We start from the raw sequence: 19,481 nt of genomic DNA, 5'->3' as shown, positions 1-19,481 counted from the left end.
TATCGAGTGATCGGTTTCAAGTGTGCGATAGAAGGATTTGAGGCGCTGCTGTGCGGCGGAGGTGTAGTGGTGCGTCTCAGCGTTCTCCTTCGGACAAATCGACGGAAGAGCCGCTGCCACCATGATCGCCCGAGCGGACGGCGTGGCCAGCAGCCGAGGCACCGTGCTGAATGATCTGAGCACGCTTCATGCGGCGAGCCCAATCAGGCTGCCCGTCGGCCGGAGCGCTCGCGCCCTGGTCGCCCGCTTGGCTACCTCCGAAGGTAGCCGCTGCCCGGCGCAATGGACTCCACGCAGCCGAAGCGCCAGCCTCCGCGACGCCGGCAAGGCCGCCGCTTCGATAGGCGGCTGTTGCTCCGCTTATGACAGCGCCGCCACCGCGCGCGGCGCCTGCAACCGCACCGCCAGCGAGACCGGCACCGCCAGCGGCAAGTCCCGCGCCAGCTGCAACAATGCCGCCAGCAGCAAGGCCTGTTCCAATCGCGGCGCCGGCGCCAAGTTGAGGTCCGCCCGACACTAGGCCGTTTGCGATACCCGGACCGAAGATGCCGAGGCCCAGCAAGGAAAGCGCCGCGAGCACCAGTGTCATCGCGTCTTCGATGGTCGGCTGTGCACCGCCGAAACCTGCGGTGAACTGCGAGAACAGGGTGGAGCCGATGCCGACGATGACGGCCAGGACCAGGATCTTGATGCCGGAAGATATGACGTTGCCCAGAACGCGCTCCGCCGCGAAGGCAGTCTTGCCAAACAAGCCAAAGGGAATGAGCACGAAGCCGGCCAGCGTCGTGAGCTTGAATTCGATCAGGGTGACAAAGAGCTGGATCGCCAGAATGAAGAAGGCGAGCAGCACCACAATCCAGGCGAATAGGAGAACGACGATCTGGACGAAATTCTCGAAGAAGCTGATGTAGCCCATCAGGTTGGAGATCGAATCAAGCAATGGTCGACCGGCATCGAGGCCGACTTGGGCGATCTTTCCCGGTCGCAGGAAATCTGCCGCGGAGAGGCTTGCGCCCGATGCTTTCAGTCCAAGACCGGCGAAACTCTCGAAGACGGTGCGCGCCAAGCTGTTCCAGTTGCCGATCAGGTAGGCAAAGACGCCTACGAAGAGCGTTTTCTTGACGAGGCGCGCGATGATGTCCTCGTCCGTTCCCCAACTCCAGAACAACGCTGCGAGCGTAATGTCAACCGCAGCAAGGGTCGTTGCGAGATATCCGACCTCGCTCCCCAGCAGCCCGAAGCCGTTATCGATATAACGCGTGAACGTTTCAAGGAACTGGTCAATGATCCCCGTACCAGTCATGGCTTGCTCGCCTCAGGCATCGCCGGTCCCGGATAACCTTGCGGCATCCGGCTCTGATCCTTTCGGGTGGACGCCAAGCCTGCGGTGGAATCGTCTTGGCCAGGATCTGCGGGAACGTTCTTCCTGCCCAAGAAGCGGCGCCGGTTTTCGGCCCAAATCTGCTGGCAATGCCGATAACCTGCTGTTTCCTCAGCAGTGACGCTGCGGCAGCGTGCGAGATCAGGGTTGGCTGCATCTGTCGTCCGCTCCGTCTTCGGCAGCGCGGGCGACTCGTCACTACCGCGAAGCTGAATCGTGCAGGCTGTGACCACCAAAACGCCGATTGTCGTCAGCAGCGACAACGCCTTGAATGCCCGAATGTCCGTCATCAGTGGAACATCTGCACGCTGGATGATTGATAACCCTGCCCTGGCGTAAGAAACCGTCGAAGCTGCTCGCGGCCCTGGTCCTGGGCCGAGGCGCGTTGCGCTGCTTCAAGGCTTTGCGCCCTGCCCTGCGCCGTCACGACAGCGGTGAGGTCGGCGAGCTGCTGCGCGTTAAGCGCGAGAATCTGGTTACCAGCTTGTGTTGCCTGCAGAGCGCCGCTTGCGCCCTGGCTAGACATGACGAGCGCGGAGGTCTGGACACGGTTGGTGTCGAGATTGCCAACGATGCCGGCCTGGACGCGAAGCGCGTCTTGCGTTGCGGCATAGGAATTCTGCCAACGCGATTGAGCATTGGAGATCAGTAACTGGTTCGATTGGCTGCTGGTCGCTGGCGCGTAGCTGGTCGAGAACGCGCGATCGATCTGATCGACGTCGTAGGCGATCCGCTGGGCCTGGGCCAGCAATTGCTGGGTCCGCTGGATCGAGGATTGCAGTTGGCGCAGGGATGAATACGGCAGGTTTGCCAGATTCTTTGCCTGATTGATCAGCATCTGCGCCTCGTTCTGCAACGAGGTGATCTGGTTGTTGATCTGCTGCAGCTCACGGGCGGCAGTCAGGACGCTCTGGACGTAGTTGTTGGGATCGAAGACGATCCACTGCGCCCGCGCGGGCACCCTGAGGTCGAGCATCAGCGCGACCATGCCAGCGGCCGCCAATAGGCCAAGACGCCTCATACCGATTTCTCCAGATTGACGAGATTGGGGATCAGGTCGAGGGCCCAGGCGACGCCACGGTGCTGTAGCCAGGCCGGCACGAAGCCGTCAGGTCCATGTTCGGCGAGGAGTTGCGAGATGGCTGCCTGGTCTGTCTTGGAAGAGGCTGCGGTAAAGGCCAGAGCGACCTCGCCAAGGCCAAGTTCGAACATCCGGTTGCCGCGGCGAGATTGGCAGTAGTAGTCGCGCTTGGGCGTAGCGCGGCTCAGAAGCTCGATCTGGCGGTCATTGAGGCCAAAGCGGCGATAGATCGCTGTGATTTGCGGCTCGATCGCCCGCTCGTTCGGCAGCAACAGCCGCGTTGGGCAGCTTTCGATGATCGCCGGCGCGATTGCGGACCCGTCAATATCCGAAAGCGATTGGGTCGCAAAGATAACGGACGCATTCTTCTTGCGAAGCGTCTTCAGCCATTCCCGGAGCTGGCCGGCAAAATCTTCGTCATCGAGGGCAAGCCAGCCTTCATCGACAATAAGTAGTGTAGGCCGACCGTCGAGGCGGTCCCCGATGCGATGGAAGAGATACGCCAGCACGGTCGGCGCAGCACTCGTTCCGATCAAGCCTTCGGTCTCAAACGCCTGGACCGACGCCTCGCCGAGATCTTCGAATTCGGCATCGAGCAAGCGCCCGGAAGGTCCGCCCAGGCAGTATGGTTGCAGGGCGCGCTTCAGGGAGTTCAATTGAAGAAGGACTGACAGGCCCGTGAGGGTGCGTTCCTCCCTCGGCGCCGAAGCGAGAGATGTTAGCGCCGACCACAGATGATCCTTGACCTCAGGGGTGATCTCGATCTTTTCCCGTGCCAGGATCGCGCCGATCCATTCCGTCGCCCACCCTCGCTCGGAAGGATCGTCGATCCAGGCCAAAGGTTGCAGCGCGACTGGGTTTTCGTCCCCGTCAGACAATGCACCGCCGAGATCATGCCAGTCGCCACCCATGGCGATCGCGGCCGCCCGGATCGAACCGCCGAAATCGAAGGCAAAGACCTGCGAATTCGGGTAACGACGGAACTGTAGCGCCATCAGGGCAAGCAGGACCGACTTGCCGGCTCCAGTCGGTCCCACTACTAGCGTATGGCCGACATCGCCGACGTGGAGCGAGAATCGGAAGGGCGTCGATCCCTCGGTCTTGCCGAACAGAAGCGGCGGACCCTTGAAGTGCAGATCCCTCGCCTCGCCGGCCCAAACAGCCGACATCGGAATCATATGGGCGAGGTTGAGGGTCGAAATCGGAGGCTGCCGCACATTGGCGTAGACGTGCCCGGGCAGACTGCCGAGCCAGGCTTCGACGGCGTTCACGGTCTCGATTATGCAGGTGAAATCGCGGCCCTGTATGACCTTCTCGACCAGCCTCAGCTTTTCATCGGCAGTGTTGGGATCGCGGTCCCAGACAGTGATGGTCGCCGTAACAAAGGCTTGTCCGATCTGATCCGACCCCAGTTCCTGCAACGCTGCGTCGGCATCAAGCGCCTTGTTGTGGGCGTCGGTATCGAGCAGCGTCGACGCCTCGTTCGTCATGACCTCCTTGAGAATGGCGCCAATCGACTTTCGTTTGGCAAACCACTGCCGCCGAATCTTGGTCAGCAGTTTGGTGGCGTCGGTCTTGTCGAGCATGATTGCGCGCGTCGACCAACGATACGAGAATGCCAGACGATTCAGATCGTCCAGGATACCCGGGGTCGTCGCACCCGGAAAGCCGACAATCGTCAAGACCCGAATATTGGCTGAGCCCAACATCGGCTCTAGCCCGCCGGTCAGCGGCTGGTCGGACAACAGCGCGTCGATGTACATCGGAATTTCAGGCACGCGAACGCGGTGACGCTTGGTCGAGATCGTCGAGTGCAGGTAGGTCAGCGTGTCCTGATCATCGAGCCACGCGCATTCCGGCATAAATCCTTCAACGAGCTGCAGCACACGGTTGGTTTGGTCGATAAATCCGCGGAGCACCTCGCGGGCGTCTGCTCCCACAGTCCGATCGCGTCCCTCATAGAGCAGGCGCTCTGCCCTGGCGGCTCCCTCTTCGGGTGGCAGATAGAGGAAGGTCAAGAAGTAGCTGGACTCGTAGTGGGCACTCGCCTCTTCGAACTGAGCCCTTCGTTCCGCATCGACCAGCGCTGACGCGATGTCGGGAAAGACGTTAGGCGGGTACGCCCCCGCAAAGTGACGCTGCGCCTCAACGAACACGGCGCAGCCCGATCCCAGGCGACGCACGGCGTTGTTCAGACGGCTGGCGACGGCTACAAGCTCAGCCGGCACCGCGCTGTCGAGGTCAGGCCCCCGGAACTTTGCTGTCCGTTGGAACGAGCCGTCCTTGTTCAGGATGATTCCCTCGTCGACGAGGGCTGCCCAGGGCAGGAAGTCGGCGAGGCGCGCGCTGGAATGACGATATTCGGCAAGGTTCAACATGACCGATAACTCAAAGATTGAGATGACTGGGAATGCGCAGATGTCGGCGCACCACATCGACGAATGCGGGGTCGCGCTTGGCGGCCCAGACGGCGGCCATGTGGCCGATGAACCAGAGGACAAGTCCCGCGATCCACAGCCGAAGTCCGAGCCCAAGGGCTGCCGCAAGCGTGCCGTTCACGATTGCAACTGATCGCGGCGCGCCGCCCATCAGGATTGGCTCAGTGAGCGCGCGGTGAACGGGCACGGCAAAGCCTGTGAGGGGTTCATCCATCAGATAACCACGCCGCCGCCGAAGGAGAAGAACGAAAGGAAGAAGCTCGAGGCGGCAAACGCGATCGACAGACCGAACACGATCTGAATCAACCTGCGGAAACCACCCGACGAGTCCCCAAACGCGAGCGTGAGACCGGTCACCACGATGATGATGACGGCGATGATCTTGGCGACCGGTCCCTCGACCGACTGCAAGATCTGGTTGAGTGGCTGCTCCCAGGGCATGTTCGAGCCAGCCGCCCATGCTGGCTGAACTGCCAAGACCACCGTGCCGAAGGCGGCCAACGATGCACCTCGAAGAAAGCGAAATTGCTGACGCATGTCAGTCTCCTGCTGATGAAAGGTCGTAGTCGCCGGCGGCCCCTAGCCCGGTGACGAGGGCAAGCTCGGCGAGGCGACGGCCGGCGCCGCGCCCTGCCAGCACGGCGATAACGTTGATGGTCTCGGCGATCAGGGCCCGCGGAACCGTGATGACGGCTTCCTGGATGAGCTGCTCGAGCCGCCGCAGTGCGCCGAGCGCGGTGCCCGCATGAATAGTGCCGATGCCACCGGGATGACCGGTGCCCCAGGCCTTGAGCAGATCGAGTGCTTCCGCACCGCGCACCTCGCCAACCGGAATACGATCAGGACGCAGTCGCAGCGAGGACCGAACGAGATCGGATAGCGTAGCCACGCCATCTTTGGTCCGCAGCGCCACGAGATTGGGCGCTTTGCATTGGAGTTCGCGCGTGTCTTCGATCAGAACGACCCGATCGGCGCTCTTTGCTACCTCGGCCAAGAGGGCATTCGTCAGCGTTGTCTTGCCGGTCGATGTCCCACCGGCGACGAGGATGTTCTTCCTTGCGTCGACCGCGCCTCTCAGGATCTTGGCCTGCTCCGAGGTCATGATCCCCCTGGCGACGTAGTCGTCAAGCGTAAACACGGCGGCGGCGGGCTTGCGGATAGCAAAGGCCGGTGCTGCAACGACCGGAGGCAAGAGACCTTCGAAGCGCTCGCCGGTCCCTGGCAATTCGGCCGAGACCCGTGGCGAACCGGCATGCACCTCGGCACCCACGTGATGCGCTACCAGGCGAACAATGCGTTCGCCATCCGCCGCGGACAGAGTTTCGCCTGTGTCGATCAGACCATCCGACAACCGATCGATCCACAGCCGCCCATCTGGGTTGAGCATCACCTCGACGATCGCTTCGTCTTCGAGGTAGCCGGCAATCGCGGAGCCAAGCGCGCTACGCAGCATTCGCGCACCGCGTGAGCTCGCTTCGGATTGAATGGAATGGATTGCCACTGTTCGCCCCCACCGAATGAGAGCGTCCTCAGACTCCCTCATATGGGGAGGATTAGAAAAGGCACCAATGGACTTGGCGCAACAAGCGCTTTCGGTGATCGTAGGCTGGCGTAGAAAAAGAAAGACTGAGAAACCGATATTTGACGGCTACTTAATCTTATCCGCTCGCCGCGAATTGCTGCTCACCACTCCGCATCATCATCCGCTGGCAGGAGGATGACCGAGTCCTCATAGAGCCGAACTGTCTCGACAGCGTAGGAAACATCGGTCGGCTCGAAGAAGACGATTGAACTTATCCATGAAGCGACGGATCGGCGCCAAGGCAGCGCGAACCAGACCAACGCTGCGATCTGCAGTGCTATGTAGAGACCGAACGCGACTTGATAAGCTTGGACGGGCCTACGGCCATCATTCGCAGACCATTGCTCCAGGATAAGACCTGTCGCGTATTGTGCCAGAAAGGCCCAACCAAAGTGCAAAACGTTCAAGGCGCCGTTCGCACGACCGGCAAGCTCCGGCGGAAAGTAATCCAGTATCACCGCGAAGCTCACCACGGTTGCCGTTCCGACAATTGCGACAACGGACCAGGGCAAGACGGATGGCAGAGGCGCTCGCAAGATCAAAGCAAACTCAGCTGCGATAAATAGCGCTGCAACCAGCGCCAATACTGTTTCCGCCCCAATTCCCCTTCGTTTGATGCAATGGACCGTCATACCGAATAACCAAGCGCCACCGCTAAGTACGATCGACATCATGAAAAGCTGTCTGACGAGACTTGCGCGATCAAGCCCCTCCACGTCGGCCAGCCATAGCGATGCCCACAATCCCTGCAGGGACCAGGCCGATCCAATGCAAGTCGCCGACAACGGGGCCATTCGCCAAAAGCGGCAATCGCCGAAAACGGAGCTAAGGGTCGCGGGGGTTGACGCCATAGACGAGACAATGCCTCGTTCGGGTACCACGACATAGATGAGAGCGGCCGTCACACCGGTAGCCGCCGCCAAGACCTCAAAGAGTTGCCGCCAGCCCATCCAAGCCAGCAGATGTTCGACGGGAGCCGTAGCGGTCACCGCTCCTAGCGAGCCCAGCATGACCATATAGCCGTTCAGCAAGGCAACGCGTTCCCTGGGGAACCAAAGGATCATGGATTTCAGTCCAGCCGTCAGCGCCGCCGCGAGGCCGAGCCCGATCATTGCACGTGCGATCAAAAGTGACAGGAAGCCGGTCGATACCGCAAACAGCCAAGCGCCCACTGCTGCGAGCAAGAGCAAAACACTCTGTACGCGGCGAGGACCAAAGCGGTCCAACGATATGCCGACGGGGATCTGGGCCGCCGCGAAAACAAGGAAATAGACCGACGTAAGCAACCCGAGGTCGGCAGTCCCAAGCCCGGTATCCGAGCTGAGACGACTGGCGATCAAAGCGTTGATCGTACGATACAGATACGAAAGATAGTATCCGACCGCAAACGGGAGAAATACGCGCGCGGTGAGGCGCCATGCCCCGGAAATCTGCATGCTGGCCCCTCTTGCTGTCAGCTGGTGCAAGCCGATAGCGTGACCAGCTTTTCGTTAGTTCAGCTAAATCACTGCGGGCGTAAGTTAGCGAACAAAAAGAAGGGAACGGCGAAACGGTCTTTCTCCATGATTCAATTAAGCTTCTTCGACCGGTTCCTGACGGCGAATATCTTCCGGAATCTCGCGCAGAAAGCTTTGCCCCTTTTGCAAACGGCGCCCTAGCGCCTCGACAAATCCTTCAAAGCGCTCCCTTCCCTTTACTTGCGCGGCCGCCTGCGCGTCGTTGGGCAACGGTGGCGTGATCGTCAGCCAGAAACGGATGAAGAGAGCCAAGGTCTCAGCCGCCAAACCAACGTCACGCTCGAGCCTCTGCATCTGACGCGACAACCGATCCAGGCGCCGGGTAAACGCCGCCTCCCGTCTGTCCGCGCCGTCCGGTGACAAAAATGAAGCGACAGCCGCTTCTACGATCGCGGACCGGGAAAGCTTCTTGCGATCGGCGAGTTCCGAGATCTGTTTCAGAAGCTCTGGCGGAAAATAGACGTTCATCCGGTCGCGCATACTGCTCAGAGCTCCATACCGTCATTAGGGTCCATGGCGACTTGACGGGCGACACCACGGAGCTGTTGGCGTATAACCCGGGACTGCCGGACCGTGTCCTCGTCATCATCAAGAACGGCGGCGAATTCCTCTGCCGGCGTTGGTTCGGTCGTCTCCTTGGCGATCGCGATGTGATCGGGGAGTTCGGGCTCACGACGGAGCCCGCTGTTTGCTGTGTCTTCCTCGGCCTCCGCAGCTTTGGCAGTTGGACCTCCAGTTGGTTTCAGCACTTGGAGCGCTGACCATCCGTCCGTTCGCGATGATCGGCCGGCTGTCCCAGGATCGGGCGGCGGCAGAACCCGCTCGGTGAATCGCCGATCCTCGTAGTAGCGGACCTTGTTCGCCCGGATCGGCGCCGTCCCTGCCACCATGACGATCTCGTCTGCCGGCGGAAGCTGCATGACTTCGCCTGGGGTCAGCAGCGGCCTCGCAGTTTCCTGCCGTGAGACCATCAGGTGCCCAAGCCATGGGTTCAACCTGTGCCCGGCGTAGTTCTTCATCGCGCGCATCTCGGTCGCCGTGCCTAGCGCGTCGGAGACCCGCTTGGCGGTCCGCTCATCATTAGTCGCGAAGCTGACCCGGACGTGGCAGTTATCGAGGATCGCGTTGTTAGGCCCGTAGGCCTTCTCAATTTGATTGAGCGACTGCGCAATCAAGAAACTCTTGATGCCGTATCCTGCCATGAAGGCGAGCGCGGACTCGAAAAAATCAAGCCGACCGAGTGCCGGGAACTCGTCGAGCATCATCAGGACTCGATGCCGGCGGTCGCGGGCGTGCAAATCTTCGGTCAGGCGCCGGCCGATCTGGTTCAGCACCAGGCGGATCAGCGGCTTGGTCCGCGAGATATCGGAGGGCGGCACCACGAGATAAAGCGTCGTGGGACGGCTATCTGCGATCAGATCGGCAATCCGCCAATCGCAGCGGCGGGTTGCTTGGGCCACGACAGGATCGCGGTACAGCCCGAGAAACGACATCGCGGTGGATAGGACGCCAGAACGTTCATTCTCCGACTTGTTGAGCAGCTCGCGCGCGGTCGAGGCGACCACTGGATGCGCACCCTGCTCGCCAAGGTGCGTCGTGGTCATCATGGCCTTCAACGTTGCCTCGATCGGCCGCTTCGGGTCGGACAGAAAGGAGGCGACGCCGGCTAGGGTCTTGTCCACCTCCGCGTAGAGAACATGGAGGATGGCGCCGACCAGGAGCGAATGGCTCGTCTTCTCCCAATGGTTCCGCTTGTCGAGCGATCCTTCGGGGTCGACGAGAACGTCGGCCACGTTCTGGACATCGCGAACTTCCCATTCGCCGCGCCGGACCTCGAGCAGCGGATTGTAGGCTGAGGACTTTGGGTTGGTGGGGTCGAACAGTAGGACGCGGCCATGTCGCGAGCGAAAGCCGGCCGTCAGTTGCCAGTTCTCACCTTTGATGTCGTGCACGATGGCCGAGCCCGGCCAGGCCAGCAACGAGGGAACGACTAGGCCAACACCCTTACCGGACCGAGTGGGCGCAAAACACAAGACGTGCTCCGGTCCGTCGTGGCGGAGGTAGTGCCGGTCGAGCTTGCCGAGCACCACACCATCCTGACCGAGAAGTCCGGCCGCTCGAACCTCCTCCAGACCAGCCCAGCGCGCCGAACCATAGGTCTCGACATTCTTGGCTTCACGCGCGCGCCACACCGACATGCCGATCGCCACCGCGATCGAAACAAAGGTTCCCGACGCCGCGATGAAGGCACCCTCGAGAAAGATTTGTGGCGCGTAGGCATCGTAAACGAACCACCACCAGAAGAACACTGGCGGGTAGTAAATCTTGAAGCCCCACAGTTCGAACCAGGGCCGCCCAAGCTCCGGTTGCCAGGCGAGCCGCCAGGCCGTCCACTCGGTTGCTCCCCAGATGGCCAGCAAGACGATCAGGCCGACAACGATCACCTGTCCCCAGAGGATTTTGGTTCCGGACATCCCGAACGCCCTTCCGCAACTGAATTGGAGAGACTGCTAGAGGCCAAGGTCGCGCTTCCGACCAAAACCCCATTCGATGCCACCGCCGTCCTTCACGACGCCGGTGACGTGTTGGCCGAGTTTCTTTTCGAGTTCGCGCGACCAAGGCACGAGCTGGAAGCCGAGCCCGTTATCGATCATGGCGAAGCGTCCTGAGCTGAGCGTCAGCCGCTGGCGATATGTGCCCGCCACATGCTCCCCGGGGTCACGCTTCATGTAAGGGAGGCGCGTGTCGGCCGAGACTTTTGCGGCCACCTCATCCAGTTCACGCCGGCGCAAAGTGTTCAAGAGGTCGCGCTGCAATATGATGCGTTGGCCCTGCCGCCGCGCCAGGCCTTCCTGGATCAGATGCTCGGTACGGGCTTCCATGGCGTCGCGTGTCTCGCGGCCGAAGCCGCCCATGGCGAGCGGCATGGCCTTGCGTTCGACGAGCCTGTGGTCGAGCCAAGTTGCCCCTCTTGCCTTGACCTGACCACCAAGATCGAGATCGGAACGGGTCGCGAGCACCACGGTGGGGTGCGGATCGCCGGGTGGACCGAAACTCCGGACTTCGACGATGCCGCCGACGGGCGGTGCATATTCGAACGCCTCGAGCCCTCGGAAGCGCACGTGGTGCGCGCGTCCATCTGTTCCGTCGATCAGGGCGAAGGCCTCGCCGGTCAGCTCGTCATGCAGTCCACGGTCGACCAGCCGTCCGACGATCTGGGATGTCGGCTCGCCGCCCTCGATGACGAAGTCGGCAATACCGCGCGCCTCCGCACGCTCGGCAAAGGCGCGGTGCATGGTCTTGATGATGTCACCGCGCATCCCGAGATCGCGCAAGCTACGTTCGGCTTCAAGGCCGACCATCCATTCGCCTGGTGCGGTGGGTGCGGCAAGGCCCATCTTCTCCAGGTGTTGAAGGCGACCGACCATCAGGCGCCTGATCTCGGGATCGGACTTGCCGGGATTCTCTGGGCGAAGATCAATGTACCCGGTCTCATCTGCTGCAAGCCGGATCTCCCGGTCGAGCCGCGTCCACCGTTCCGCCGTGACTTCCCTCTCCAGCGTATTGCGGATCTCGTGCTCGGGTTTTGGTCCCAGTTCGATGGCGACCAGTTCCTCGGCGCGTGAGCGCAGGCCCTGGCTGATGTAGTCGCGGGAGATCACGAGGTCCGCCCCTTCCTCATCTATTCCGCGAACGAGAAGATGGACGTGAGGGTTGTCGGTGTTCCAATGATCGACAGCCACCCAGTCGAGCCGCGTGGAGAGATCGGTCTCCATTTGCCTGGCGAGATCGCGGGCAAAGGCCTTCAGGTCGGTCATGTCGCCGGCATCCTCCGGCGAGACGATGAACCTGAAATGATGCCGGTCGTCCTTGCACCGTTCGGCGAAAGCCGCGCTATCGGCGCGGTCGCTGCTGGCATCGAACATCTCGGCCCGCTCACCACTCCGGGTCACGCCTTCGCGCTTCAGATATGAGAGGTGGGCGGTCAGTGGCGCGGAGCGGAAGGCTCGCCCTTTGTGACGAACCACGCGGGCCTTCACCACGACGCGCCGCGTCGGGCTAAACAATCTGGCGCGGCTAAAGGCGAGGCGCCCGCGGCCAAAGGTCGAGCGCCCATGGGCTGCAGAACGCCTGCCGACGACGGCGTGAGCCGAGGTGTGTCCTGCTTTCTTCGCCGCCCGCAGCACCTGGTTGATGAAGCTCTTCGGCTTAGGCGAGCGTGTGCTGCGGATGCGCCCCGGCCGAACACGCAGATCACTGTCGCCCACGCTCACGGCCGGGCCTCCAAACGATCAAAAGCACGCATAGTGCCGAAAACGCCTTTGATTGCATTCGCCAAAATGCAACGCGCGGCACGCGCGCCGACCGACCGGCACGCCAGAACCCAAGCCATGCCAATGGCTTGCGGTTCGACCGGCGAGCCCCTTTTATCTCGCCGTCCTGCCGTCGTGGTCTCCCGGTCGTCGGTTCCCGAAAGAGCCGCCGCGACTTGGCAGCCACCTCGCGAAGCACCCGCTGCTTCCGAGCGCTTGCGATAGCGATCGTTACCCGAAGGGCCGAGACACCCGAAGGGTGGCTCGGTGAGGAGCGAAGCGACGAGTAGAGCGCGGGCCGAAGGCATCGCCCACACGCCATCAGCTTGCGAACCCGCACACTTGGTCATTGCGATGCTCCCGAATCCGATCGAGGGACGAACACGCCAATAGGTCGGGGGACCATGCGCGAAACATCGGGCGCCGAAATTGCGGTCATGACACCGCTCGATGGCACAAGCGCCAGCAACCGATCGCGCGTCTTCATGAGATCGGGTCGAGTAACGAATAGCGTCGCAGCTGCTGATGACTGTGCGCTGGACGTCAACCCCGGCGGCAGTTCGATGGCAAGCAAATTTGCAAGCTTTGCGACGTATGCTCGCGTCTCCTCTGGCAGAGACCCGCCTGCGAGATGCTCTTCATAGCGAGATGGTCCCGCATTGTACGCGGCGAACACGCCAGGCGAGCCATACCGATCGAACAGTTCACGCAAGTACGCCGTGCCGGCCAGAATGTTGTCGTGCGGGTCGTAGGGGTCGTTCCCGAGATTGTAGCGCTCGCGAAGTTCCGCCCAAGTCGTCGGCATGATTTGCATCAGGCCCATTGCGCCTTTTGGCGATCTGGCGTGCACGTCACCAGCACTCTCGATGCTTTGGACTGATCGGATCCAGTTCGGCGCGATCGCAAAGCGTTGTGAGGCTTCATTGATGAAATCGGCAAATGAGTGAGCGGTCTGACTGATCGTCGGCTGGGCGGCTGATCCGCTCTGGGCCAAAGCAGCACTGTCACCCGCGGTCAGAAGAAGCATCAGGGGCACGACAGCGCAAACACGCGTGCCCAACCGACCAAAGGACGCGGTCGGGCTCGCGCCAGCCTTGCAGACATCGATCGAGACGACGGAATGATCCCACAATCGATCGAGCAAGGGAATGGCAAGGAGAACACCTCGAATACGCATGATTACTCCTCCACGTCCACACCGGCATCGCACGGCCGATCACGCTAGACGCCGGAAGAAATCCAAAATACCGGCCATCAAGAGAGTCGTCCGACTGCCAGTTCATCAGAAACAGCTCGCCGTCGCTAACGACGCGGCAGCCCTGCCATTTCGGCAGCGGCCTGCCCCGTCTGTCGTGATCCTTCGCCTCGCCCACCGCGACGTCGTCGACCGAAATCGCGAGGCCGGTTCTGCAAACACTTTGCCCCGGAAGGGCGAGCACGCGCTTCAGCATGGGGACGCCAATGGGTAAATAGCCGTTTAGGTCGAGGAAGGTCGCGAGCGGCTCCGGCGGCTGCACGGCGACTAATTCAGTAACTTGGAATTGGTCTGCCGGTCGGAGGCGGTAGAGACCGATTGGCACGCTTGCGGATGCGTTCCAGATGTAAAGCGGAAGCGGCTCCAGGACGATCGTCGCGATGAGCGCAGCAGCGACACCAAACGTGGTGGTCAGCGTCTTCATGCGGCCCGTCATCGCATGATCCTCTGACGGTGAAGCCAAGCCTGGTGGCGCGCTTTCGTATACGGGCGCGGGTTTTCGTTAACCGACAGGCGGTTATGAACGTGATGCCAATGATCGGGCGCGACATCAGCAGGATCGATGCCGAGTGCCTCAACGGCATCGATCATTTGCAGCACTCGTTCGACCTTCGGCCAGCCGGACAGACGCAGCAAAATCTCTCCGCCGGGCTTCACATACGGCACGGTCGAGCAGCGCTGTCCCGGAGCGACTGCGCGCAAGATGTCGATCCGCGAAATGATTGCCCCAAAGTCGTTGGAGGTCCATCGGGCGAAAGCAAAGATGCTGCCCGGCGCAAATGACAGGACGCGCCGATGGCGCTCAAGCTCCCTTTCCTTGACGACACGACCGAACCGAATCCGGTTTTCGATACGCTGGTCGAGCCACAGCACTTCTACTTCGGTAAGATCACTCATACCGCCGCTCCCCTACGCTCGACCTCGGAGCCGTTCGCTTCGACGGCCGGGAAGTGCGTGTACGGCTTGTGAAGGCCAGCAGGGCGAACGGGCCGGCTTTGCCGGCCACCTCCCAAGCGCTTTGCGGCCTGGTCCGTTAGAAGAAATCCGAAGGATTTCTGGTTAGTAAAGTTAGAGCGGCCGGAAAGCGCAGAGAAACAAGCCTTTAAGGTCGATTCCGGTCCCCGATAGCACGAGGATCGGGTCCCCGATAGCACGAGCATTGCGGTCCTCGATAGCACGAACTGATTCACAGGTTGTCCTCCGAATTTGGAATGAGACCGCGCCGGCGCAAGCGTGCCGTCAGGGGATCAACAGGCGTTGGCGCGAAGTTCAGCCGCTCGATGCCGTTCAGATCCCGTGTGAGCACGAGCTGATAACCGGGCAATGTCTGGCGCTGGACGATCTGACGTACGTCGTAAGCAAAGTGCTTGAGCGGCGAGAGGATGCCGGACTTGGCATGGAGGTGTGCAAGGTCAAAGCTCCAGCCATCGTCCTGCCGACCGCCGTGCTTGCGCACAAGACGATAAAGCCACCGCTCAAGTCCGCCGGTGAGCTCGAAATAGGCGCGGTCGATCGTCAGCACGAGCGCGTCGTCGATGACGCCGGCATAGAACCAATCCGGCAGGATCAGCTCGAGCCCGAATGGGCGGCCATTTGCATCCGCCGTCTCCTTCCACTCGTTTATCCAGGAGAAGCGATGCCGTCGTCGTTCCATCGGCTGGCGGATCGACGTCAGCACCGTCGTTGACTGAAGTCTGTCGAGGCCCGCCTTCAGACGGTGATAGTCGCGTGCGCTGGTGCCGCGGCCAACGAACGTTAGAATCTCGTATGGCGTTGCAGCCATCAGACGCGACGTCTTCAGGCCCGCATCCCGGGCTTCGACGATCTGAGACGCGGCCCAGATCAGAACGTCTGCATCCCAAATGGTCGCCATGCCGTGTTCCGGAACAGCTTCGACACGAATTGAGATCGCACCTGCGCGGAAATCGATCGGCACAATCCGCTTCGTTTTTGCGAGCGAGAAGAACGGATAGGCCATCAGATCCTGCGCATCTCGCGGCGCGAGATCGCCGGGCAGCGCCCGAAAGAGCTCAAGCTGGCCGCGCTCGGAATGGTGTTTGCGCCGCATGGTCACTGCTCTCACGCGGCTATCAGCGACGTTCCTGACCTGCATAGGGACGCAGGGCCGGATGCTTCTTGGCGGGCAGCACGGTCCCCTTGCCGGGATCGGATGTCGAGGTCTTGGCGCCGCGGTCGGCCCACGCTTTCAGGTCATCGACGGCGTAGACGACACGTCCGCCAATCTTCCGATATGTTGGTCCGGTGCCGTACGTGCGGTGCTTCTCCAGCGTGCGACCGGAGAGGCCGAGGTAACGCGCGGCCTCCGGGGTACGCAGGAAGCGCGGGGGTAGACCGGCCATCGGATCGGGCATTTGGGGATTCCAGGATGACAGCGCACCACGGATGGCGGCGCTAGCGTGTGTGCGGCCATCATGGAGGAGCAGGTTCTCGGAGGGGGATGCCGAATATGGAGGGAGCGGTTTTCGGCACGCCTTGGGAACGACGCTACCCATCCCTGCGCCCGGGCCGCAGAATTTTTTGCGGTGACCACCGCGCATCAACGCGAGGCCGGCTTGCACCAGGCGGATCGTTCGATTACGCAGATCGTGGGTCTTCTAAGCGCGATCGGGGACGCGGTTCTTGCCGGACAGGCGCCGAGTAAGAGTCGCCCTTGCTCAGTCACCCATTTGGCACGAGCAAGATGACTCTGATATGCGCGCCGCGCACGGTCCGGCTCTCGGTCGGACCACTTGAGCCACTTCGCCCCAGTCCGCCCCCTCACCGTCGGCCGTGCAGAAGGCGAACGTACGTGACGACATGCTGTTCGTTATAGGCCGTCAACGTCGGCTCGTTCGGCGCACTGTCAGCTACGTCTGGATCTGGGGCTCGCTCCTGCATCATACCCGCTTTTAGAACGCCTATAAGCTACGCCATGGTCTCCGATGCGCGTTGGAATCCAGGATAGCCCTTGGGTAGACACACGGCCGAGCTCGGTCGCGCACGTAGCGTCGTCACATCGATAGCATGTTCGGACACGAATAGAAACGATCGTTGCTAGAACGATCGTTCCGGTCAGTTTCCCATATCGCCATGGATCTCAAGAGATCATGGCTGTGACTCTGCGTCGGAAACGCCATGATCTACAAATGACGCAGGAGGAGCTGGCCGAGCGTGCGGGTCTAATCGCCGTTATGTCGGCGCCATCGGCGACGCATCAGCAAGCGATACCGTGCTCGGGCAGATTGCTGAAGCATTAGGGGGCGAGCCGGAAGACCCGCTCAAAAGGGCTGCGCGGCTTAGCAAATCGTAATCCGCACCTCAGCCCGGGCGCGAAGTGCCCCGTCCGGCGAACCGGGCGGGGCTTGATTGAGCGAGCTTACTCACCGTTCTTACGCGGCCGCGACCAGAGGAGCGTGTAGCCTTCGCCGCTTTCGTCCTCGAAGAGGTTCGCATAGATCGGAGCGTTGAACGAGGGGTCGTCGAGCTTGAGTGAGAGGTAGTCGCGGCCTTCCTCGGAACGCTTCGACCAGGCTGCGCCGATCTCCGCGCGCCCCACATAGATGCGGTGGCTGGGGGCGTTGTCGTTGGACCGGTTGGTCTCGGCGACGATGCGGACGCCCTTGGCTTGCAGGCTCAGGGTGACAATCTCGCCCTGGAAATCGTTGCCGACCTTCTTGAAAGAACCGATGTTAGCCATGTCACTTCTCCTGTTGTGTTTCGAGCCCGCGACCACCGCGGCCTCGATGGCGATCTAGGGGCGAAGACGATCGGCGACGCACCCGCCCGCGGGCCGGAGCGCAGCGGAGGACGCCGTTGTGGCGACTTTCTTGACTCGCGAGGAATGGGCGAAGCCCAGGGGAAGAAAGTCGCATCAACGGCGTTGCGGCTCAGACGATCGAGGCGAAGCCGGTCTTCGGCCAGATCAAGCCATCCATGAGGCCACGTGCGTCGGCGTGCTGAACCGCAATCTCAGGAGAAGACATGACTCATATCGGCTTTGCTGAACAAGAGGTCGGAACCATTCAGCGCAGAAAGAGAAACAATTTTCTGCAAAGGGCGGTATCGTCTCCCACGAATGGATCGGCGCAACACCGCTCCGCCGCGGCTGCGTGGGCCAGACCCGAACGCCGGCGGCTTGATCGAGAGCTCCGAGGCGGACTGCCTCTACCGCGCTCGATCGCTCCCGTTCAGCGCGCCGATCTATGCGAACCTGTTCGACGATGAAGGAGGTAAATGGTCATCTCTCAGGCCTTCCGGCCGTAAGAACTGGTTAGGACGGACTCTCCACCACCCTACCCGGCTCGAACGGGCGGGTCTCCGCCGGAACGATCAAGCGCGTCCATGACGTAACGCCAATGCAAACCGCGCCCAGGCAAGCGGAGACTTCACGCCAAACCAACGAAGGCACCCCAATCTGGGACAGGGCGAACACCACATGATAGCCGGCAACGGCGGCGGGAATAGCAAATGCTGTCGCGATCGCGATGCGCAAAGCCAAGGACCGGGTAATTGCGACGGCGACTTGGCCGAGGACGAGCGTCAGCGCACCGCCGGCCGTCGCGATAAGTACCGCACCAATGAGGCCGGCGCCGCTCCGAAACGTAGTCATTCCGATACTGAGAGCGACGAAAAACGGCAGTGCATACACAGCGAGCGCAAAGATCGCCCAGCAGAACAAGCCGATGCCGAGTGTGTTGATGGCAAGCCCAAGGGCAAGCATGGTGGTGGCTCCATGTGCATAGATGTACCAGTCGCGCCTTCCACCACCACCACGGCGCAACTCTGAACATGAGACCGAAAGGAGGCGGAGTTGCGGCGCATGCCCCCGCTCCAACTGTTTGGAGGCGAGAAGACGGCTTATGTGCCGCCGAACCTCCAGACCGGGATGCCGAGGCGCTTTGCTTTGTCCGCCAGGTTGTCCTGGATTCCTGTGCCCGGGAAGTGCATGACGCCAATCGGCAGGAGTTCGAGCATGGCGTCGTTGCGTTTGAATGGGGCTGCCTTGGCGTACTTGGTCCAGTCAGGCTTGAATGCGATCTGAGGCACCTTGTGATTAGTCGCCCATTTGGAGGCGATAAGCTCCGCACCTTTCGGCGAGCCGCCATGGAGCAGGACCATGTCGGGATGCTTGGCGTAAACCTTGTCGAGGCGGTCCCAGATGAGGTGGTAGTCATTAAAGTCTAGCCCGCCGGTGAGTGCGATCTTCGGTCCTTCCGGCAACAAGACCTCGGTTTCAGCGCGACGTTTTGCTGCGATGAAGTCGCGGGAGTCGATCATTGCTGCGGTCAGCGTGCGATGATTCACCAGTGATCCCGATCGAGGGCGCCAGGAGGATCCGGTGTGAGTCTCAAAGCGTTCGATGGCCTGATCGCGGAAGAGTTCCAGGCAGTTGCGGCGCTCGATCAAAGTGATGCCCTCAGCCGTCAAGCGCTCGAGTTCGACTGATCGGACCTCAGAGCCATTCTGCTCGCGCTGGCTCTTCTGCTGCGCCTGCTCGTTATCGTCTAGATGGCGTTCGATGCGGTCGACGGCTCGATGGAACAGGTTGACGGTCGACCACAGCAGATCGCCCAGGTCCGGCTCGAGCCGCGTGTCGCTCAACGTCGCGACCAGGGCGTCGAACACATCGGCGACGGCGCCAGCGATCATCTTGCCCTCGGGGAGCGGTCGTGGGTCAGGCTGGTCGTCGAAGGGACGGTAGCCGAAGAGCTGTAGTTCGGTCAGCACGTGGTCAGTTGGAGAAGAGGCGTGCGGCGGTTCGATATCGTCGTTGTCGGTCATTGGAGTGATCCTTTTCCGGATCGGCCGCGCCCATCGCGGCCTTCGTGGCGATCACTCAGACGGCGGGCGGAACGGGCCAGAACCCGCAAGGGCCGAAGCGGCAGCGGAGGATGGCGGAGGCCGGCTATTTTGC

General features: G+C 61.5%; 18 protein-coding genes and 3 pseudogenes. 1 reads left to right on the top strand and 20 read right to left on the bottom strand.

Going from position 1 to position 19,481, the window contains the following annotated elements:
* Window positions 1-76 precede the first annotated feature (76 nt).
* The 17 genes and pseudogenes from trbL to I6F09_RS23020 form a co-directional block, all read right to left on the bottom strand.
* Window positions 77-1,303 (bottom strand): P-type conjugative transfer protein TrbL, encoded by a 1,227-nt coding sequence (gene trbL, locus I6F09_RS23100; RefSeq protein WP_225145682.1) that lies wholly within the window; start codon window positions 1,301-1,303, stop codon window positions 77-79.
* A complete protein-coding gene (gene trbK-alt / locus I6F09_RS23095) occupies window positions 1,300-1,671 on the bottom strand; it encodes a putative entry exclusion protein TrbK-alt (RefSeq protein WP_225145683.1) in 372 nt (123 codons plus the stop codon). The genes trbL and trbK-alt overlap by 4 nt, the downstream gene beginning before the upstream one ends.
* The gene (gene trbJ / locus I6F09_RS23090) at window positions 1,671-2,402 is read right to left on the bottom strand and encodes a P-type conjugative transfer protein TrbJ (protein WP_225128611.1); all 732 of its coding nucleotides are present in this window, start codon (window positions 2,400-2,402) and stop codon (window positions 1,671-1,673) included. Before trbJ ends, trbK-alt begins: the two co-directional genes overlap by 1 nt.
* Window positions 2,399-4,840 (bottom strand): conjugal transfer protein TrbE, encoded by a 2,442-nt coding sequence (gene trbE / locus I6F09_RS23085; protein ID WP_225145684.1) that lies wholly within the window; start codon window positions 4,838-4,840, stop codon window positions 2,399-2,401. The genes trbJ and trbE overlap by 4 nt, the downstream gene beginning before the upstream one ends.
* A 10-nt stretch (window positions 4,841-4,850) precedes the next feature.
* Window positions 4,851-5,114: a VirB3 family type IV secretion system protein gene (locus I6F09_RS23080; RefSeq protein ID WP_225128614.1), complete on the bottom strand. Its 264-nt coding sequence runs from the start codon at window positions 5,112-5,114 to the stop codon at window positions 4,851-4,853.
* Window positions 5,114-5,437: a TrbC/VirB2 family protein gene (locus I6F09_RS23075; protein WP_225128615.1), complete on the bottom strand. Its 324-nt coding sequence runs from the start codon at window positions 5,435-5,437 to the stop codon at window positions 5,114-5,116. The genes I6F09_RS23080 and I6F09_RS23075 overlap by 1 nt, the downstream gene beginning before the upstream one ends.
* A 1-nt stretch (window position 5,438) precedes the next feature.
* Window positions 5,439-6,353, bottom strand: coding sequence for a P-type conjugative transfer ATPase TrbB (gene trbB, locus I6F09_RS23070; protein WP_225145694.1), 915 nt, complete (start codon window positions 6,351-6,353; stop codon window positions 5,439-5,441).
* Between the two features lie 230 nt (window positions 6,354-6,583).
* Window positions 6,584-7,918 carry an MFS transporter gene (locus tag I6F09_RS23065; protein WP_225128616.1) on the bottom strand — a complete coding sequence of 445 codons (1,335 nt, stop codon included), beginning with the start codon at window positions 7,916-7,918 and terminating at the stop codon, window positions 6,584-6,586.
* A gap of 135 nt (window positions 7,919-8,053) precedes the next feature.
* The gene (locus I6F09_RS23060; RefSeq protein ID WP_225128617.1) at window positions 8,054-8,479 is read right to left on the bottom strand and encodes a CopG family transcriptional regulator; all 426 of its coding nucleotides are present in this window, start codon (window positions 8,477-8,479) and stop codon (window positions 8,054-8,056) included.
* A 5-nt stretch (window positions 8,480-8,484) separates the two neighbouring features.
* Window positions 8,485-10,473 carry a conjugal transfer protein TraG gene (locus tag I6F09_RS23055; protein WP_225145685.1) on the bottom strand — a complete coding sequence of 663 codons (1,989 nt, stop codon included), beginning with the start codon at window positions 10,471-10,473 and terminating at the stop codon, window positions 8,485-8,487.
* Between the two features lie 36 nt (window positions 10,474-10,509).
* A complete protein-coding gene (locus tag I6F09_RS23050; RefSeq protein ID WP_225145686.1) occupies window positions 10,510-12,273 on the bottom strand; it encodes a DUF3363 domain-containing protein in 1,764 nt (587 codons plus the stop codon).
* A gap of 385 nt (window positions 12,274-12,658) precedes the next feature.
* A complete protein-coding gene (locus I6F09_RS23045) occupies window positions 12,659-13,339 on the bottom strand; it encodes a lytic transglycosylase domain-containing protein (RefSeq protein WP_346730127.1) in 681 nt (226 codons plus the stop codon).
* 160 nt (window positions 13,340-13,499) lie between these two features.
* A pseudogene (locus tag I6F09_RS23040) lies at window positions 13,500-14,003 on the bottom strand (S26 family signal peptidase); the annotation flags it as partial.
* Entirely contained in the window at window positions 14,000-14,464 is a 465-nt protein-coding gene (locus I6F09_RS23035; protein WP_225145688.1) for a DUF2840 domain-containing protein, read from the bottom strand. The pseudogene I6F09_RS23040 and the gene I6F09_RS23035, both read right to left, overlap by 4 nt.
* Before the next feature lie 289 nt (window positions 14,465-14,753).
* Entirely contained in the window at window positions 14,754-15,635 is an 882-nt protein-coding gene (locus I6F09_RS23030) for a replication initiator protein A (RefSeq protein ID WP_225128623.1), read from the bottom strand.
* A 22-nt stretch (window positions 15,636-15,657) separates the two neighbouring features.
* Window positions 15,658-15,939: a helix-turn-helix domain-containing protein gene (locus tag I6F09_RS23025; RefSeq protein WP_008561544.1), complete on the bottom strand. Its 282-nt coding sequence runs from the start codon at window positions 15,937-15,939 to the stop codon at window positions 15,658-15,660.
* Window positions 15,940-16,235: 296 nt separating this feature from the next.
* Window positions 16,236-16,465, bottom strand: a pseudogene (locus I6F09_RS23020) (DUF2285 domain-containing protein); the annotation flags it as partial.
* A gap of 209 nt (window positions 16,466-16,674) precedes the next feature.
* Between I6F09_RS23020 and I6F09_RS23015 the strand changes: the two are divergent.
* A pseudogene (locus I6F09_RS23015) lies at window positions 16,675-16,877 on the top strand (helix-turn-helix transcriptional regulator).
* Between the two features lie 66 nt (window positions 16,878-16,943).
* Here I6F09_RS23015 and I6F09_RS23010 read toward each other — a convergent pair.
* The 3 genes from I6F09_RS23010 to I6F09_RS23000 form a co-directional block, all read right to left on the bottom strand.
* Window positions 16,944-17,264 carry a DUF736 domain-containing protein gene (locus I6F09_RS23010; RefSeq protein WP_128948358.1) on the bottom strand — a complete coding sequence of 107 codons (321 nt, stop codon included), beginning with the start codon at window positions 17,262-17,264 and terminating at the stop codon, window positions 16,944-16,946.
* A 573-nt stretch (window positions 17,265-17,837) separates the two neighbouring features.
* Complete coding sequence (locus tag I6F09_RS23005; RefSeq protein WP_225145689.1) at window positions 17,838-18,287, bottom strand: hypothetical protein; 450 nt, start codon at window positions 18,285-18,287, stop codon at window positions 17,838-17,840.
* A 137-nt stretch (window positions 18,288-18,424) separates the two neighbouring features.
* Window positions 18,425-19,348: a DUF2493 domain-containing protein gene (locus I6F09_RS23000; protein WP_225128627.1), complete on the bottom strand. Its 924-nt coding sequence runs from the start codon at window positions 19,346-19,348 to the stop codon at window positions 18,425-18,427.
* Window positions 19,349-19,481: the final 133 nt, after the last annotated feature.

The sequence above is a fragment of the Bradyrhizobium sp. IC3195 genome (assembly GCF_020193585.1).
GTDB classification, from domain to species: Bacteria; Pseudomonadota; Alphaproteobacteria; order Rhizobiales; family Xanthobacteraceae; genus Bradyrhizobium; species Bradyrhizobium yuanmingense.
The sequence above is the reverse complement of the archived record's forward strand: the minus strand, read 5'-3'. Positions and strand labels throughout refer to the sequence as shown.

Coding starts and splice junctions, on each gene's coding strand:
- I6F09_RS23045 (WP_346730127.1), bottom strand. CDS start 13,339: ATGCTTCTTCTGACCGCGGGTGACAGTGCTGCTTTGGCCCAGAGCGGA.
- I6F09_RS23000 (WP_225128627.1), bottom strand. CDS start 19,348: ATGACCGACAACGACGATATCGAACCGCCGCACGCCTCTTCTCCAACT.
- I6F09_RS23055 (WP_225145685.1), bottom strand. CDS start 10,473: ATGTCCGGAACCAAAATCCTCTGGGGACAGGTGATCGTTGTCGGCCTG.
- trbJ (WP_225128611.1), bottom strand. CDS start 2,402: ATGAGGCGTCTTGGCCTATTGGCGGCCGCTGGCATGGTCGCGCTGATG.
- I6F09_RS23075 (WP_225128615.1), bottom strand. CDS start 5,437: ATGCGTCAGCAATTTCGCTTTCTTCGAGGTGCATCGTTGGCCGCCTTC.
- I6F09_RS23025 (WP_008561544.1), bottom strand. CDS start 15,939: ATGCCCGATCCGATGGCCGGTCTACCCCCGCGCTTCCTGCGTACCCCG.
- I6F09_RS23060 (WP_225128617.1), bottom strand. CDS start 8,479: ATGCGCGACCGGATGAACGTCTATTTTCCGCCAGAGCTTCTGAAACAG.
- I6F09_RS23080 (WP_225128614.1), bottom strand. CDS start 5,114: ATGGATGAACCCCTCACAGGCTTTGCCGTGCCCGTTCACCGCGCGCTC.
- I6F09_RS23035 (WP_225145688.1), bottom strand. CDS start 14,464: ATGAGTGATCTTACCGAAGTAGAAGTGCTGTGGCTCGACCAGCGTATC.
- trbK-alt (WP_225145683.1), bottom strand. CDS start 1,671: ATGACGGACATTCGGGCATTCAAGGCGTTGTCGCTGCTGACGACAATC.
- trbE (WP_225145684.1), bottom strand. CDS start 4,840: ATGTTGAACCTTGCCGAATATCGTCATTCCAGCGCGCGCCTCGCCGAC.
- trbB (WP_225145694.1), bottom strand. CDS start 6,353: ATGCTGCGTAGCGCGCTTGGCTCCGCGATTGCCGGCTACCTCGAAGAC.
- I6F09_RS23065 (WP_225128616.1), bottom strand. CDS start 7,918: ATGCAGATTTCCGGGGCATGGCGCCTCACCGCGCGCGTATTTCTCCCG.
- I6F09_RS23030 (WP_225128623.1), bottom strand. CDS start 15,635: ATGCGGCGCAAACACCATTCCGAGCGCGGCCAGCTTGAGCTCTTTCGG.
- I6F09_RS23010 (WP_128948358.1), bottom strand. CDS start 17,264: ATGGCTAACATCGGTTCTTTCAAGAAGGTCGGCAACGATTTCCAGGGC.
- trbL (WP_225145682.1), bottom strand. CDS start 1,303: ATGACTGGTACGGGGATCATTGACCAGTTCCTTGAAACGTTCACGCGT.
- I6F09_RS23005 (WP_225145689.1), bottom strand. CDS start 18,287: ATGCTTGCCCTTGGGCTTGCCATCAACACACTCGGCATCGGCTTGTTC.